This is a genomic window from Nonomuraea cypriaca (genome assembly GCF_015645445.1).
Classification (GTDB): domain Bacteria; phylum Actinomycetota; class Actinomycetes; order Streptosporangiales; family Streptosporangiaceae; genus Nonomuraea; species Nonomuraea cypriaca.
The window spans coordinates 1-14710 of record NZ_JADOGI010000122.1 but is presented as its reverse complement, the minus strand read 5'-3'; the positions used below and the strand labels follow the sequence as shown (position 1 = coordinate 14710).

Here is a 14710-nt window from a genome sequence, read left to right as displayed (position 1 = left end):
CGAGCGGACACGCCAGTTACGCAGGGCCGCCCTGCGTGGTGTCGTCCTTGACCTGGCTGCTACGGGAGCTACCCCGAGCGTGCCGTCCTGGCCAGGCGGGCCTGGCGCTCCGGCATTCGCGGCCTCCCCATTGAGGGCACGGCTCCCACGGGTAGATGCAGTCCTCACCGACTCTAGCAACCTCTCCTTGGACGGCCTGCTGCGGATCGCAGTCAGCCATGTTCGGCCGCGTGGTACCAAACACATCCATCGGGCGAGTGCTTATTTGAGCACACCCTTCATTAATTCGGCCAATGCCGCAGGCGTCACAATAGTCACTCTCCTCGTAAAGACGCCACAATTCGAGGATCCGTGGAGGATCCATCGACGTACAGTCACCGGCGCGAACGGCGGGTATCTCCAACGTCGGAACCTTCGCATCAAATCAGACAAAAGACGTAAAACGCCACAGAATGCCCGTATCTACGTTTTTGACACCGACGGGGTGAGTGATCTACTCGGATACCCTGGCTCCGTCTTTGCTCGTCTTCCCTACCCGGCTTCTTCGGGTCCGCTGGACGGAAGAAGTCACGGAGATCCCCCATGACGTGTCCCCCCGACGGCATCGGGACGATCCCATGCCACTGAGCCCTCGGCGCCTCCTCGACAACGCCGTGGCCTGCGGGATCATCGGCGTGGTCGGCCTCATCTGCATCGCCGAGGCGGCGGGCAGGCTGGGGCTCATCCCCACCACGCAGTTCCCGCTCGCCTCGACGATCCTGCTGAACGCCGCCGAGCTCGCCACCGACGCCGAGTTCCTCGAGGACGTCGCGGCGACCTTCGGCGGATGGGGGCTCGGCCTGCTGGTCACCGTGGCCGTGGCGGTGCCCGCCGGCCTCCTGCTCGGCAGCGTGCCCCCGATAGAGAGGGCGTTGCGGCCGGTCATCGAGTTCCTGCGGCCCATCCCCTCGGTGGCCCTCATCCCGCTGGCCTCGTTCGTCTTCACCGAGCGGCTCGACATGAAGGTCGCGATGATCCTGTACGCGTCCACGTGGCCGATCCTGATCAACACCATCTACGGGCTCAAGGACGTCGACCCCCTTGCCAAGGAGACGTTGCGGACCTTCGGCTTCGGCCCGCTGTCGGTGCTGTGGCGGGTCTCGCTGCCCAGCACGGCGCCGTTCATCGCGACCGGGATCCGGGTGGCCGCGACGATCGCGCTCATCCTGGCCATCAGCACCGAGTTGCTCGGCGGAGGCTCGGACGGCATCGGCACCTTCATCATCGCCGCGGGGGGCAGTCCCGACGGGCTCACGCTGACCGTGGCCGCCACCGTATGGGCGGGCATCCTCGGCATCCTCGCCAACGGCGCGCTCGTCTGGGGGGAGCGCCGGATCTTCCGCTGGCACTCGGTCAGAGTTGGAGATGCTCAGTGATCAGAAAGTTCTCCTCGGGCCTGCTGCGGCTCTGGGTCGTGCCCGTCGTGCTGGCCGTGTGGGAGCTGGCCACCCGGGCGATGGAGCACCCCTTCTTCCCGCCCCCATCGGAGATCGTGATCCATATGGGCGAGCTCTGGTTCAGCGGCTCCCCCGCCCAGTTGTGGTTCAACGAGACGGCCATGGACAACTTCCCGCCGAGCATCGGCCGCCTCCTCGCCGGCTGGGTCGCCTCCGGAGTGGTCGGCGTGACGATCGGGCTCATGCTCGGCCGGTCGCCGGTCTTCTTCAGGTTCGTCGACCCGATCATCCAGTTCGGGCGGGCGCTTCCCCCGCCCGCTCTGCTGCCGATGTTCGTCGCGCTGTTCTCGACGGGGGCGCGCATGCAAATCGTGACCATCACGTTCGGGATCATCTGGCCGGTGCTGTTCAACGCGGCCGACGGGGCTCGCAACGTCGACCCGTTGCACCTGGAGACCGCGCGTGTCTTCAGGTTCACCGGCGTGCAGCGGCTGTTCAAGATCATCCTTCCGTCGTCCGCGCCGAAGATCTTCGCAGGGCTGCGGCTCAGCCTCTCACTCGCGCTGATCCTCATGGTGATCGCCGAGTTCTACAGCACGGACGGCATCGGCTTCGAGTTGCGGAGCGCCCAGCGCTCGTTCGACATCCCGGGGGTGTGGGGCGCCATCATCCTGCTCGGCATCCTGGGCTACCTGCTGAACCAGGGCTTCCTGATGATGGAGAGGAAGGCGCTGACCTGGCATCACTCCGCCAGGCGAATCGCCTGAGAGAACCGAGGTGGCTGTCCGGCCCCGGAGCGCCACCTCCCTTTGGAACGTTCCCACCGCTCCAAACCGCCCAATTCGGAAAAAAACAAAGTCTTTGGACATTTCACTCTATATGGTGATATCTGGTTGTAATACTCCTTGTCACGCTACAGGCGAATCCAGGGTTGCGCTAGGCTTCTTTTCCTGCAAGATCACGCCTACGCGCGTTGTCACACGCCTTCGCGCGTTGTCAAATGCGTCTTCCCCCCTGGAGCATTCATGTCCGGTCTCCGGCATCGCCTACGCATTTCCGCACTTTTAATCACTGCCACCGCGCTTTTCGCCAGTGGATGCGGCGGGGGCGGCGAATCCAGCACTTCCGCATCGGCCGGCGGGCTGGAGAAGACCGATCTCATCGTCGGCATGCTGCCCCTGCCCGAGGTCGCCCCCATTCAGATCGGCATCGACAAGGGCTACTTCAAGGCCGAGGGCCTCAACGTCAAGATCGAGATCATCCAGGGCGGCGCCGCCGCGATGCCCGATCTCATCTCCGGCAAGATCAACATCTTGCACAGCAACTACGTCTCGGCCATCCTCGCCTCCGCCAGCGGCACGGCCAAGATCAAGGTCGTCGGTGAGGCCTATGCCGCCAAGCCGGGCAACTACATGCTGATGACGAAGAAGGGCTCGCCGATCACCAGCGTGGCCCAGCTCAAGGGCAAGACGATCGGCGTCAACACCCGCGAGAACATCGCCACGCTGTCCGTCAGCGCACTGCTGAAGACCAACGGCCTGACTCCGGAAGACGTCAAGTTCGCCGAGTTCCCGTTCCCTGAGATGGCCGGTGCGCTCGAAGGCGGCCAGGTCGACGCCGCCTTCCTGCCTGAGCCGTTCTACCAGACGGCCGCCAGCACCAACGGCGCCGTCGTGCTCTCCGACCTGTTCACCGGGCCGACCGCCGACTTCCCCATGGCCGGCTACCTGGTCACGGAGCCCTACGCCCAGGAAAACCCCAAGACGGTCGCCGCCTTCCAGCGGGCCCTGCGCAAGGCCTCCGAGCTCGCGGTCTCCAACAGCTCCGAGGTCGACACCGCGCTGACCAAATATGCGAAGATCGACAAGGCGACCGCCGACCTGATGGAGCTCGGCGGTTTCTCCACCTCGGTCAACGGCACCAGGCTGCAGCGGGTGTCGGACCTCATGTCGGAGTTCGGCTATCTGAAGCAGGCGTACGACGTGTCCTCGATGCTGGCCGGCGGCGCTGCCTCCTGATTCCGGACTGAGGTCGTCGATCGGCAGGTCGAGCTCGCGACATCCGGGTCCGTCCAGCCAGGGGCTGACTGATCCGGCCAAGGGGGGGAAGCGCTCACAGCGTTTCCTCCCTTTTTCATTGACGCTGGAGGAATCTGATGCGAACAATGATCATCGGCGCCGGCATCGGCGGGCTCACCACAGCGCTGAGCCTGCACGCGGCGGGTCTGGACTGCGTGGTCGTGGAGGTCGTCAAAGAGCTGCGGCCGCTCGGGGTGGGGATCAATCTGCAACCGCACGCCGTACGCGAGCTCACCGAGTTGGGGCTGGCGGACGAGCTCGCGGCGAGCGGTGTGGAGACCACCTTCATGACCTTCACCGACCGCTTCGGCAACGAGATCGTGGCGCTGCCCCGCGGCCGTTCCGCGGGCTACCGGTGGCCGCAGTATTCCATCCACCGCGGCAATCTGCAGATGATCCTGCTGGCCGCGGTGGAGAAGCGCCTCGGGCCGGCCCGGACGGGGCGGCGGCTCGAGGACTTCGAGCAGGACGGCGCGGGCGTCACCGTCACGCTGCGCGACCTGTCCTCGGGCGAGGTGCTTCGCGAGCGGGTGGACGTGCTGATCGGCGCCGACGGCGTGCTGTCGTCCGTGCGCGCGCGCCTGCACGCCCGCCTGCACGCCCGCCTGCACGCCCGCCTGCACGAGCGGCCGGAACCGCTGATGTGGGGCGGGGTCCGGATGTGGCGCGGCCTGGCCGTGTCCGACCAGCGGGTCATGGACGGCGCGACCGTGCTCGTGGCCGGGTCGAGCACGCACGCGAAGTTCGTCGCCTATCACGTCTCGGCCGCCGATCCGCGCCTGGTCAACTGGGTCGCCGAGGTGAAGGTCGCTGAGGGCGGCGAGATCGACGAGGAGACCGACTGGTCACGGCGGGGACGGCTGGAGGACGTGCTCGAGCACTTCACCGGCTGGACCCACCGTCACTTCGACGTGGCCGGCCTCATCAGGGCCTCCGAGCGGGTTCTCGAATATCCCATGGTGGACCGCGACCCGCTGACGTCCTGGGGCGAGGGCAGGGTGACGTTGCTCGGCGACGCCGCGCACCCGCTCTACCCGCTCGGCTCGAACGGCGGTTCGCAGGCCGTCCTCGACGCCCGGGTGCTGGCACGCTGCCTGGCGACGTCCGACGACCCGGCCGAAGGGCTGAAGGCGTACGAGGCCGAGCGGCTGCCCCTGACCACGGCGCTGCTGCACGGGCACCGCCGGATGGCGATGGACGAGTCAGTCGATCTGGTGTCCGAACGGGCGCCGCACGGCTTCTCCCACATCTCCGACGTGCTCACCGAGGAGGAGCTCACGGTCGTGGCCGACGGTCAGCACCAGATCTCCGACGCGGACGTGCGGGAGCTGAACGAGCGGCCGTCGTGGAGCGTACGCCGGCCCTGACCCGCCGACGGCTGCTATTTCGATCATTCCTGGGTACCCTCGCGCTTGGTTACGTGTGTCGATCTCTCAATGCCTCTCCGAGTAGGAGAACCCCCCATGACACGTACGCTGCGCTATCTGGCCCTGACTTTCTGCACCGCTCTCGCACTCACCGCCTGCGGAGGGAGCGAGACGCCCGCCGGCCCGCCGGCCGGCGGCAACGGACTGGAGAAGACCACCATCAAGGTGGGCGCTCTGCCCATTCCGGACCCGGTTTCGCTCTACATCGCCCAGGCCAAGGGCTTCTTCAAGGAAGAGGGCCTGACGGTGGAGCCGGTCACGATCGTCGGCGGCGCCGCCGCGCTGCCGCAGATCGAGAGCGGCGCCCTGGACCTTTCTCAGACCAACTACGTGTCGACGTTCGTGGCCGTCGGCGCCGGCAAGAAGATCAAGTTGATCGCGGACATGTACCAGGCCGGTCCCGACGCCTTCAACATCATGGTCGCCAAGGACTCCCCCATCGCGAGCGTGGCTGACCTCAAGGGCAGGACCGTCATGGTCAACACCCTGAACAACGTCGGCACGCTGGCGGTGACCGCGCAGCTCAAGGCCGCCGGTCTCACGGATCGGGACGTCACGTTCGTCGAGAAGCCGTTCCCCGACATGGGCAACGCGATCGTCAGCGGCCAGGCGGACGCGGGCTGGATCACCGAGCCCTTCATCACCGCCAACCAGAGCCAGCACGGCTTCCGCACGCTCGCCGACACGATGACCGGCCAGACGGCGAACCTGCCCATCGCCGGCTGGATGGCCACCGAGGAGTGGACGCAGAAGCACCCGAAGACGCTGGCCGCGTTCCAGCGGGCGATCTCCAAGGCGCAGCAGCTCGCCTCGAGTGACCGCAAGGAGATCGAGGCCATGCTGCCGACGTACACGAAGATCGACGCGAAGACCGCGTCGTCGATCACGCTGGGCACCTATCCGAGCGAGCTGGACGCGAGCCGGCTGCAGAAGGTGGCCGACCTCATGCTCGAGTACGGATACCTCAAGAGCCCGCTCGACGTGAAGTCCGTCATCGCGCAGCCGGCCGGCGGATGACCGGTGCGCGACTGCTCCGCGGCGCCGCCGGCGCCGCGGGGTTTCTGCTCGCCGGGGAGTTGGTCATCCGGTTCTGGCTCAGCGGTGACCTGGTCGTGCCCGCGCCCTCGACCGTCCTGTACGAAGCCGCCGGCCTCCTGGCCGACGCGGACTTCCTGGCGGGAGCCGGCGCCACGCTCACGAACTGGGTGCTCGGCCTGCTGATCGCGATCGCGATCGCCGTGCCTCTGGGGGTGCTGCTCGGCGCTATCGCTCCGGTGGAGCGGGCGATCAGGCCCGTGCTCGAGTTCATGCGCCCGATACCGTCCGTGGCGATCATCCCGCTCGCGATCCTGCTGATCCCGGTGGACGAGCTGATGAAGGTCTCGGTCATCGTGTACGCCTCCATCTGGCCCATCCTCATCAACACCGTCTACGGGCTCGAAGACGTGGACCCGCTGGCGAAGGAGTCCCTGCGCAGCTTCGGATTCGGCTCGCTGGCGGTGCTCACCAGGGTCAGCCTGCCCAGCGCCGCCCCCTTCGTCGCCACGGGGGTCAGGATCGCCGCCGGGATCGCCCTCGTCCTGGCCGTCAGCGCCGAACTCCTGGCCGGCGGCGTCGCAGGGATCGGCGTCTACGTGAACGTGGCGGCCAACGGCAACAGGACCGACCTCGTGATGGCGGCGACGTTCTGGGCCGGGGTCCTCGGCCTGGCCGCGAACCTGCTCCTGACGGCCGGCGAACGCCACCTGTTCCGCTGGCACCACATGCGGACGGGGGAGGCGAAGTCGTGAAGGTCGTCGCCAGGATCTGGGTGATCCCCGCCGTCCTCGTGGCCTGGGAGATCATCGCCCGCTGGAGCGCGGACAGCGACTTCCCGCCGCCCACGACGATCGCCGTGCGCATGTACGACCTGTGGTTCTCCGGCCCCGTCTCCCACGTGTTCCTCACGGAGGACGCGATCGACCACATGCTGCCGAGCCTCGGCCGGATGTTCGGCGGCTGGATCCTGGCCTCGGTGCTCGGGATCGTGCTGGGCACGCTGCTCGGACGCTCGCGCACGGCCACCGACTACGTGGACCCGCTGATCGAGTTCGGCCGGGCACTCCCGCCGCCGCTGCTGCTGCCGCTCTTCCTCGCGCTCTTCCAGGGGGGCCAGATGGGGGCGCTGATCACGCAGTTGGCCACGATCGTGTTCGGCGTGATCTGGCCGGTGCTGCTCAACACGATCGACGGCGTCAGGGCGGTGGACCCCACCTACACCGAGACGGCCACCGTCTTCAACCTGTCGCGACCGCAGCGCCTGCGGGTGGTCGTGCTCCCCGCCGCCTCGCCCAAGATCTTCGCGGGGCTGCGGCTCAGCCTGTCACTGGCGCTGATCCTCATGGTGATCTCCGAGCTCATCGGCGGCACCAACGGCATCGGCTACCAGTTGCTGCAGGCCCAGCGCAGCTTCGACGGGGCGGGGGTCTGGGCGGCGATCTCGTTGCTCGGCCTCCTCGGCTACGTCGTCAACTCCCTGTTCGTGCTGGCCGAGCGCCGCGTGCTCGTCTGGCACCGGGAGTCCACCAGAAACCCATGAGAAGGGGCCCATGCCTGATTCCGATGATCTTCTCTGGGGAGCCCTGGGAGACATCTCCCGGTTCGCGGCTCTCCTGACCATGGCCGAGCTGGGCCTCGCCGACCACCTGGCACACGGGCCGCTGGACACCGGTGAGCTGGCCATGCGTTGCGGGGCGCATGCCCCGTCCCTGCGCCGGGTCCTGCGCGAACTGGCCGCCGTGGGCCTGGTCCGCCCAGCCGGGAACGACGCCTACGACCTGACGGACAAGGGCGCCGCGCTGCGCTCCGACGTGCCCGACTCCGTACGCTCCTCGATCCGCATGCTCGGCGAGGAGGGCTTCTGGTACGCCATGGGCATGCTGCCCGCCACCGTACGCGACGGCGGTTCGGCGTTCGTGAAGCGCTACGGACACCTGTACGACCACCTCGCCGCCAACCCGGCGACGAGCCGGATGTTCGACGACTACATGACCGCCAGGGCCGTCCCCATCACCGAGGGCCTGGCCAGGCGCTACTCCTTTCCGGAGACCGCGACCATGGTGGACGTGGCCGGTGGCAGGGGCCACATCCTGGCCACGGTCCTGCACGCCAACCCGCGGATGCGCGGCGTCCTGCTCGACCTGGAGCACGTGGTGGACCGTGCCAGGCAGACGCTGGCCGCCGAGGGCCTGGCCGGCCGCGCCGAGGTCGTCTCCGGCGACTTCTTCGCCTCCGTACCGGCCGGCGGGGACGTCTACCTGCTGGCCAGCGTCCTGCACAACTGGGACGACGTGGACGCGCTCAAGATCCTGTGCAACGTCCGCCAGGCCATGAACCCCGGCGGCCGCGTCCTGATACTTGAAGTGGCGTTGCCTGACGACGAGGAGCCGCATCTGGGTAAGGATCTCGACATGCGGATGCTGGCGATTTTCAACGGCGGCACCGAGCGAAGTCGCGACGAGTATGCGGCCCTGCTCGGCCAGGCCGGCCTGTCGCTGACGAAGATCGTCGAGCTGGGCTCGGGTGCGAGCCTGGTCGAGGCCAGGCCGCGCTGACCCTTCCCCCGGCCTCCACCTGATGACAGGACCCAGAAAGGCAGTGGCGATGAGGCTTGCCAAGATCGTAGTCGCGGGTATGGCGCTGACACTCAGCGCCTGTGGAGGAGGGGGCGGCCAGGGCACCGGCGCGGCCACGGCACCGGGCGGCATGGAGAAGACGCAGCTCCTGGTCGGCGTGGTGCCGGTGCCGTCGTCCGCGCCCCTGTTCATCGCGGAGAGACGCGGCTTCTTCAAGGCCGAGGGCCTGACCGTCAAGACCGAGATCATCCAGGCTCCCCAGGCGGTCATGCCGAAGATCCTCAACGGCAGCATGGACGCGTTCCTGACGAGCTACGTGTCGCTGATGGCGATCAACGACTCGGGCGCGGCCAGGCTGAAGCTCCTCCAGCACAGCCAGGAGGCCGCGCCCGGAGTCGCCGGGGTCGTCGTGGCCAAGGGCTCGCCGATCACCACCGCCGCCGGTCTCAAGGACAGGACGATCGCGGTCAACGTGCTGCAGGCGCTCGGGCAGACCCTGACCAACGCCCACCTGCAGGCGGCCGGGCTCAAGCCGGAGGACGTCAAGTACGTCCCCGTGCAGTTCGCCGACCAGCTCGCCGCGCTGTCCTCCGGCAAGGTGGACGCGGCCTGGCTGGTCGAGCCGTTCCTGACCGCCGCCAAGAAGAGCGGCGCCACTCAGGTGATCGACACCACCGACGGCGTGACGGCCGGGGTGCCGATCGACGGGTGGGGCGTCACGGAGGACTGGCTGGCCGCGAACCCGAAGACGGCCGCCGCCTTCCACCGCGCGCTGGCCAAGGCCCAGGAGATCGCGGGCGCCGACCGCAAGGCGATCGACGAGGTGGTGCCGGCGTACACGCAGATCCCGGCGGACGCCGCGGCGGCGATGACGCTCGGCGAGTTCTCCATGGAGGCCGACCCGGCCGCCGTGCGCAAGCTCGCGGATCTGCTGCACGGCTACGGCTACCTCAAGGCGAAGGTGGACGTGGCGGGGCTGTTCGCGCCCATGGCCGGATGATCGACCGCCGGCTCGGGCGGGGCCTGCTCGGGGCGCTCGGGGTCGTGGGGTTTCTCGCCGTCGCGGAGCTCGCCGGGCGGTTCGGGCTGGTGCCCGAGGTCCTGCCGTACATGTCGCAGGTCCTCGGCGCGGCGGCGGCGCTGCCGCTGGAGGCGCAGTTCAGGGCCGACGTGCTGGCCACGCTGGCCGCGTGCCTGAGCGGGCTGGCGATCGCGGTCGCGGTCGCCGTGCCCGCGGGGCTGCTGCTCGGCACGGTGCCGTTCGTGGAGCGGTCGGCGCGGCCGCTGGTGGAGTTCCTGCGGCCGATCCCGTCGGTGTCGCTGATCCCGCTGGCCATGTTCCTGTTCCCGGTGAGCCAGGACGCCAAGATCGCGCTGATCGTCTACACCTGCTCGTGGCCGGTCCTGATCAACACCATGTACGGCCTCGGCGACGTCGATCCGCTGGCCAAGGACACGCTGCGGAGCTTCGGCTTCGGCCGGTCGGCCGTGGTGCTGCGGGTGAGCCTGCCGAGCGCGGCGCCGTTCATCGCGACCGGCGTGCGGATCGCGGTGTCGGTCACCCTCATCGTGGCGGTGAGCGTCGAACTGCTGGCGCCGGGAGGGGGCGGGATCGGGGCGTTCCTGTCGCTGGCGGGCAGCGCGAACCGGCTGGACCGCGTACTGGCCGCCACGGTGTGGGCCGGTCTGATCGGGCTGGCGGCCAACCTGCTGTTCACGGTGGCCGAGCGGCGCCTGTTCGGCTGGCACCTGGCGCGTACGGCGGATGCCGCGTGAGCGCGCTGCGGCGGGTGGCGTGGTACTGGCTGCTGCCCGTGGCCGTGCTCGGATGGGAGTTGGCCACGCGGTCGGCGGAGGCGGCGTACTTCCCGCCGCCGTCGCGGATCGTGGCCAGGATGCACGAGATGTGGTTCTCCGGGCCGCCCGCGCGGGTGTTCCTGACCGATGAGGCGGTGGCCGACCTGCTGCCGAGCCTGGCCAGGCTGCTGGCCGGGTGGGCGGTGGCCGGCGCGGCCGGGGTCGCGATCGGCGTCGCGCTGGGCCGCTCGCGCCGGCTGTCCGCGCTGGCGGAGCCGCTGCTGCACCTCGGCCGCTCGGTGCCGCCCGCCACACTGCTGCCGCTGTTCCTGGTGCTGTTCAAGATCGGTACGCCGATGCAGCTGGCCTCGATCGTGTACGGTGTCGTGTGGCCCGTACTGATCAACTCCATGGACGGCGCCCGCCACGTCGACCGGCGCTACATCGAGACCGGCGCCGTCTACCGGCTGGACCGCCGGCAACGGCTGTTCCACATCGTCCTGCCCGCCGCCGCCCCGAAGATCTTCGCCGGGCTGCGGCTGAGCGTGTCGCTGGCGTTGATCATGATGGTGATCTCGGAGCTGGTGGGCAGCAGCGAGGGCATCGGGCACCGCATGCTGGAGGCGCAGAGCCAGTTCGACATCCCGGCGATGTGGGCGGGGATCGTGCTGCTCGGGCTGCTCGGCATCGTGCTCAACGCGGGTTTCCTGGGTGTGGAGCGGGTCGTGCTGTCCTGGCATCGCGGTGCCAGGACCACCTAGGGGTGCCACCAGGGGTCGGCCGCGCCGGACCGGTTGACCAGGAAGGCACGGCGGCGTACGAACCGGCCGATGGACGCGGCGCCCATGCGGGAGCCGCCGAGCCCGGACAACCGGAAGGAGTGCTTCTCGCCCTCGTGGACGAGCGCGGTCAGCGCGGCGTCGTTGACGCTGACCGCGCCGGCCTGGAGCCGGGCGGCCACGGCCAGCGCCGCCTCCTCGGTGGCGGCGAAGACCGCCGCCGACAACCCGTAGACCGAGTCGTTGGCCAGCGCGACCGCCTCATCGGGCCCGGTCACGGCCATGACCGGCAGCACCGGGCCGAAGGTCTCCTCCGTCATCACCGTCATCGTGTGGTCCACGCGGGACAGGACGGTCGGGCGGCACCAGTGGCCGCCGCCGTGCCGCTCGATCGAGCCGCCCGTGTGCACGGTCGCCCCCTTGGCCACGGCGTCGGCGACGTGCGCGGCGATCACGTCCTCCCGCCCTGGCCCGATGATCGGGCCGATCGGACCGCCCTCACAGGTCAGGCCCACCTCGGCGGCCCTGCCCGCGAGCAGCGCCAGGAACTCGTCGTGCACCTCGCGGGCCACGTAGACGCGCTCGATGGACTGGCAGGACTGCCCGGCGTTGGCGGTGCCGCCCCACAGGATCGCCGCGGCCGCCCGGTCGAGGTCGGCCCCGGCCAGCACGATCGCCGGGTCCTTGCCGCCCAGCTCCAGGTGGGCGGGGATGAACGCGCCGGCCGCCGCCTCGGCCACCAGCCGGCCCGTCGCCACGCTGCCGGTGAACACCACCGTGTCCACCAGGCCGATCAGCGCCGCTCCCGTGCCGCCGTCGCCCTCCACCACGCCGAGCGGCAGCTCATCCGGCACGAGTCTCATCAGCGGCTCGATGAACCTGGGCGTCACCTCGCTCGGCTTGACCAGCACCGCGCAGCCGGCGGCCAGCGCGGGCACCGCGTCGATGAGGCCGAGCAGCAGCGGGAAGTTCCACGGGCTGATCACCCCGACCAGCTCGTACGGCACCGCGTCGCCGCCCACGAAGACGCCGGGCACGGAGGAGGGGATCTCGGCGGGGGGCGTGAGGAGCGTGGGCGCGAGGCGTACCCATCGGTCGATCAGGCCGGCCACGATCCGCCGCTCCAGCACCGACTCCCCCACCCGGCCTGTGTCGGCCACCAGCGCGGCGAGCAGGTCGTCGTCGGCGGCGAGCGCGGCTCCGAACCGTGAGAGGGCTTCGCCGCGGCCGGCGCTCACCCGGACCTTGGCGCGCAGCCCGGTGGCGACGGCGGCCAGCCGGTCGGGCGGGATCGGAGCCAGGGGCCTGTCGGCCTGGCCGGTGATCGGGTTTCGCACGTTCATGGGACGCGGCCACGGGACATGGTGCTCCTGCGCTGCTCGGCGGGACCGCGGCCATTGTGATCACGCACAGGCGCGACCTGTCAACGAGGTCGTGGCCGGCTAGCCGCCCCAGCCAGGCACGGCCATCCGGACCGAGAGCGCGTGCTCGACCAGGTTGATCAGGGCGCTCTTGACCGAGTCCTTGGAGCGGGCGTCGAGTCGTACCAGCGGGATGTGCGGGGCCAGCGTCAGGGCGTCGCGCACTTCGGAGTCGCTGTGCGGATATTCACCGTCCCAGCCGTTGACGCCCACCACGAACGGCAGCTGGGCTTCCTCGAAGTAGTCGATGGCGGGGAAGCTGTCGGCGAGGCGGCGGGTGTCCACGAGGACGACCGCGCCGATGGCGCCGCGTACGAGGTCGTCCCACATGAACCAGAACCGGTGCTGCCCCGGCGTGCCGAACAGATACAGAATGAGGTCGCGGTCGAGCGAGACCCGGCCGAAGTCCATGGCGACGGTCGTGGTCGACTTCAGCGGCGTCATGCCCAGGTCGTCGATCCCCTCGGAGGCGTCGGTCATGACGGCCTCCGTGGTCAACGGCATGATCTCCGACACCGCGCCGACGAACGTCGTCTTGCCCACCCCGAAACCGCCGGCCACCACGATCTTCGTCGAGGTCAGTCCGGGGCTAGAGCCTGCGAAGTCCACTGAGCACCCTTTCGAGCAGATTTACGTCCGGCCGACCGGCGTCCAGCTGTGGCTGATGCACACGGACCAGACCTTCGGCGGCCATATCGGCGATCAGCACCCGGACCACGCCGAGCGGGATCCGCAGCAGGGCCGAGACCTCCGCCACGGACCGGACCTGCCGGCACAGTTGGCTGATCGCCTGGTACTCCGGCGTGATATGGGAGAACTCCCGCTGCTCGGCCGTCGCCGAGGACACCAGGGCCTCCATCGCCAGCTTGACCCGCGGCGCCGTCCGTCCACCTGTCACCGCGTACGGGCGGACGGGCGAGGCGGGGTCGGGATTCAGCTGCGACTGGGACTGGGGCTGAGGCTGAGGCGCCCAGCCGCCGCTGTTCCATTTCTGGTCCGACACCTACATCACCTGGTCTGGCTGGCGCGCAACTCGGCACGCACAGCCGGGGTCAGCACCTGACCGGCGCGATCCACCATCAGCGTCATCTGGTACGCCACCAGACCCATGTCACAGTCCGGAGCCGCCAGCACCGCCAGACACGAGCCGTCACTGACCGACATGATCAGCATCAACCCGCGCTGCATCTCCACGATCGTCTGATTGACCGCCCCACCCTCGAACACCCGGGCGGCACCCTGCGTCAAGCTCACCAAACCCGACGCGATCGCGGCCAGCTGATCAGCCCGGTCAGCTGGAAACCCCGACGAAGCCGCCAACGGCAACCCGTCGGACGAGACGACCACCGCATGTGCGACACCCGGCACCGTGCTGACGAAGTCGGTGATCAGCCAGTCGACCCCGCGTGCCGCGTGGCTCAGATCGTTCATACGCCCTCCTCCCTGTCGTTGTTCCACGGACTCGAGGGTCCGGAGGGCAACGCCCGGCCCTCGGTGATGTCATCACGCGCCGCCCGGAAGCCCTGCTGGAAGCTCGAGAGCCGGTTGCGCACCCGATCCGGCGACACCGACGGCATCGGGGTCACGCCCTTCGGCGACGACGAGATGTCCGCCGAGCCCGGCACCAGGTTCGCCTTGGGCACCCGCTTCGGCAGCCCGGCCGCCGTCGAACCGTCACGCACCGGCTCCACCACGGCCTCCGCCGCGCTCCACCCGGCGTCCGCCTTGGCCGAGCTCCAGCTCGCGCCGCCCTCGTTACGGGCGAACCAGGCGGACTCCACGGCGGCGAAGATCGGCAGGTACTCGTCTCCAGAGGAGGCGGGCTTGGCCGCGGGCATGGGCCCACCGGCGCCCGGATCGGTCTCAGGGAAGCCGAAGCCGGGCCGTGAGGGCGGCGTGGCCTCGTTGTTCCAGCCGCCGCCGAACGGCTGCTCCGGCGTGGGCCGCCTGGGCAGGCCGCGGTCGCCGTTCCAGGCCGAGCGGGGCGGCACCCACACGTCGGAGTCGCCGGAGCCGCTACCGGGCGGCTCCGCGGGCCAGCCGCCCGCGTTGTCCTCGCTGGGCCACTTCGGCAGCGACGGCCAGCTGCCACCGGCTTCGGGGTTCGACGGGAACGACGGGTGGGCGGGACCCATCCGGTACGGGGTCGGAGGGGCGG

The 14710-nt window shown here is 69.4% G+C and carries 15 protein-coding genes and 1 pseudogene; 11 read left to right on the top strand and 5 right to left on the bottom strand.

Annotated features, from left to right (window positions below):
• Nucleotides 1–617 precede the first annotated feature (617 nt).
• From ITP53_RS32980 to ITP53_RS32930, 11 genes are all read left to right on the top strand, one after another.
• The gene (locus tag ITP53_RS32980) at nucleotides 618–1415 is read left to right on the top strand and encodes an ABC transporter permease (RefSeq protein ID WP_195899366.1); all 798 of its coding nucleotides are present in this window, start codon (nucleotides 618–620) and stop codon (nucleotides 1413–1415) included.
• The gene (locus ITP53_RS32975) at nucleotides 1412–2203 is read left to right on the top strand and encodes an ABC transporter permease (protein WP_328816527.1); all 792 of its coding nucleotides are present in this window, start codon (nucleotides 1412–1414) and stop codon (nucleotides 2201–2203) included. Before ITP53_RS32980 ends, ITP53_RS32975 begins: the two co-directional genes overlap by 4 nt.
• A 258-nt stretch (nucleotides 2204–2461) precedes the next feature.
• Entirely contained in the window at nucleotides 2462–3454 is a 993-nt protein-coding gene (locus ITP53_RS32970) for an ABC transporter substrate-binding protein (protein WP_195899364.1), read from the top strand.
• Between the two features lie 137 nt (nucleotides 3455–3591).
• The gene (locus ITP53_RS32965; RefSeq protein ID WP_195899363.1) at nucleotides 3592–4881 is read left to right on the top strand and encodes a flavin-dependent oxidoreductase; all 1290 of its coding nucleotides are present in this window, start codon (nucleotides 3592–3594) and stop codon (nucleotides 4879–4881) included.
• Nucleotides 4882–4977: 96 nt separating this feature from the next.
• On the top strand, nucleotides 4978–5958 hold the full coding sequence (locus ITP53_RS32960) for an ABC transporter substrate-binding protein (RefSeq protein ID WP_236051427.1): 981 nt from the start codon (nucleotides 4978–4980) through the stop codon (nucleotides 5956–5958).
• Nucleotides 5955–6731: an ABC transporter permease gene (locus tag ITP53_RS32955; RefSeq protein WP_195899362.1), complete on the top strand. Its 777-nt coding sequence runs from the start codon at nucleotides 5955–5957 to the stop codon at nucleotides 6729–6731. Before ITP53_RS32960 ends, ITP53_RS32955 begins: the two co-directional genes overlap by 4 nt.
• Nucleotides 6728–7519, top strand: a complete 792-nt coding sequence (locus ITP53_RS32950; protein WP_195899361.1) for an ABC transporter permease — start codon at nucleotides 6728–6730, stop codon at nucleotides 7517–7519. The genes ITP53_RS32955 and ITP53_RS32950 overlap by 4 nt, the downstream gene beginning before the upstream one ends.
• A 10-nt stretch (nucleotides 7520–7529) precedes the next feature.
• Entirely contained in the window at nucleotides 7530–8534 is a 1005-nt protein-coding gene (locus ITP53_RS32945) for a methyltransferase (protein ID WP_195899360.1), read from the top strand.
• A gap of 79 nt (nucleotides 8535–8613) precedes the next feature.
• Nucleotides 8614–9555, top strand: coding sequence for an ABC transporter substrate-binding protein (locus tag ITP53_RS32940; protein ID WP_195899359.1), 942 nt, complete (start codon nucleotides 8614–8616; stop codon nucleotides 9553–9555).
• Nucleotides 9552–10331, top strand: coding sequence for an ABC transporter permease (locus ITP53_RS32935; RefSeq protein WP_195899358.1), 780 nt, complete (start codon nucleotides 9552–9554; stop codon nucleotides 10329–10331). Before ITP53_RS32940 ends, ITP53_RS32935 begins: the two co-directional genes overlap by 4 nt.
• Nucleotides 10328–11113, top strand: coding sequence for an ABC transporter permease (locus ITP53_RS32930; RefSeq protein WP_328816521.1), 786 nt, complete (start codon nucleotides 10328–10330; stop codon nucleotides 11111–11113). Before ITP53_RS32935 ends, ITP53_RS32930 begins: the two co-directional genes overlap by 4 nt.
• Here ITP53_RS32930 and ITP53_RS32925 read toward each other — a convergent pair.
• The 5 genes and pseudogenes from ITP53_RS32925 to ITP53_RS32905 form a co-directional block, all read right to left on the bottom strand.
• Complete coding sequence (locus ITP53_RS32925; protein ID WP_195899357.1) at nucleotides 11110–12474, bottom strand: aldehyde dehydrogenase family protein; 1365 nt, start codon at nucleotides 12472–12474, stop codon at nucleotides 11110–11112. The genes ITP53_RS32930 and ITP53_RS32925 overlap by 4 nt on opposite strands.
• 99 nt (nucleotides 12475–12573) lie before the next feature.
• The gene (locus tag ITP53_RS32920; RefSeq protein WP_195899380.1) at nucleotides 12574–13134 is read right to left on the bottom strand and encodes a GTP-binding protein; all 561 of its coding nucleotides are present in this window, start codon (nucleotides 13132–13134) and stop codon (nucleotides 12574–12576) included.
• A gap of 7 nt (nucleotides 13135–13141) precedes the next feature.
• A complete protein-coding gene (locus tag ITP53_RS32915) occupies nucleotides 13142–13555 on the bottom strand; it encodes a DUF742 domain-containing protein (protein ID WP_407941342.1) in 414 nt (137 codons plus the stop codon).
• Nucleotides 13556–13560: 5 nt separating this feature from the next.
• A complete protein-coding gene (locus ITP53_RS32910; RefSeq protein WP_195899356.1) occupies nucleotides 13561–13983 on the bottom strand; it encodes a roadblock/LC7 domain-containing protein in 423 nt (140 codons plus the stop codon).
• Nucleotides 13980–14710: pseudogene (locus ITP53_RS32905) on the bottom strand (hypothetical protein); the annotation flags it as partial. The pseudogene ITP53_RS32905 and the gene ITP53_RS32910, both read right to left, overlap by 4 nt.

Excerpts from the sequence above, each read along its gene's own strand:
- ITP53_RS32980 (WP_195899366.1), top strand. The coding sequence starts at position 618 with ATGCCACTGAGCCCTCGGCGCCTCCTCGACAACGCCGTGGCCTGCGGG.
- ITP53_RS32970 (WP_195899364.1), top strand. The coding sequence starts at position 2,462 with ATGTCCGGTCTCCGGCATCGCCTACGCATTTCCGCACTTTTAATCACT.
- ITP53_RS32965 (WP_195899363.1), top strand. The coding sequence starts at position 3,592 with ATGCGAACAATGATCATCGGCGCCGGCATCGGCGGGCTCACCACAGCG.
- ITP53_RS32960 (WP_236051427.1), top strand. The coding sequence starts at position 4,978 with ATGACACGTACGCTGCGCTATCTGGCCCTGACTTTCTGCACCGCTCTC.
- ITP53_RS32955 (WP_195899362.1), top strand. The coding sequence starts at position 5,955 with ATGACCGGTGCGCGACTGCTCCGCGGCGCCGCCGGCGCCGCGGGGTTT.
- ITP53_RS32945 (WP_195899360.1), top strand. The coding sequence starts at position 7,530 with ATGCCTGATTCCGATGATCTTCTCTGGGGAGCCCTGGGAGACATCTCC.
- ITP53_RS32940 (WP_195899359.1), top strand. The coding sequence starts at position 8,614 with ATGGCGCTGACACTCAGCGCCTGTGGAGGAGGGGGCGGCCAGGGCACC.
- ITP53_RS32935 (WP_195899358.1), top strand. The coding sequence starts at position 9,552 with ATGATCGACCGCCGGCTCGGGCGGGGCCTGCTCGGGGCGCTCGGGGTC.
- ITP53_RS32925 (WP_195899357.1), bottom strand. The coding sequence starts at position 12,474 with ATGAACGTGCGAAACCCGATCACCGGCCAGGCCGACAGGCCCCTGGCT.
- ITP53_RS32910 (WP_195899356.1), bottom strand. The coding sequence starts at position 13,983 with ATGAACGATCTGAGCCACGCGGCACGCGGGGTCGACTGGCTGATCACC.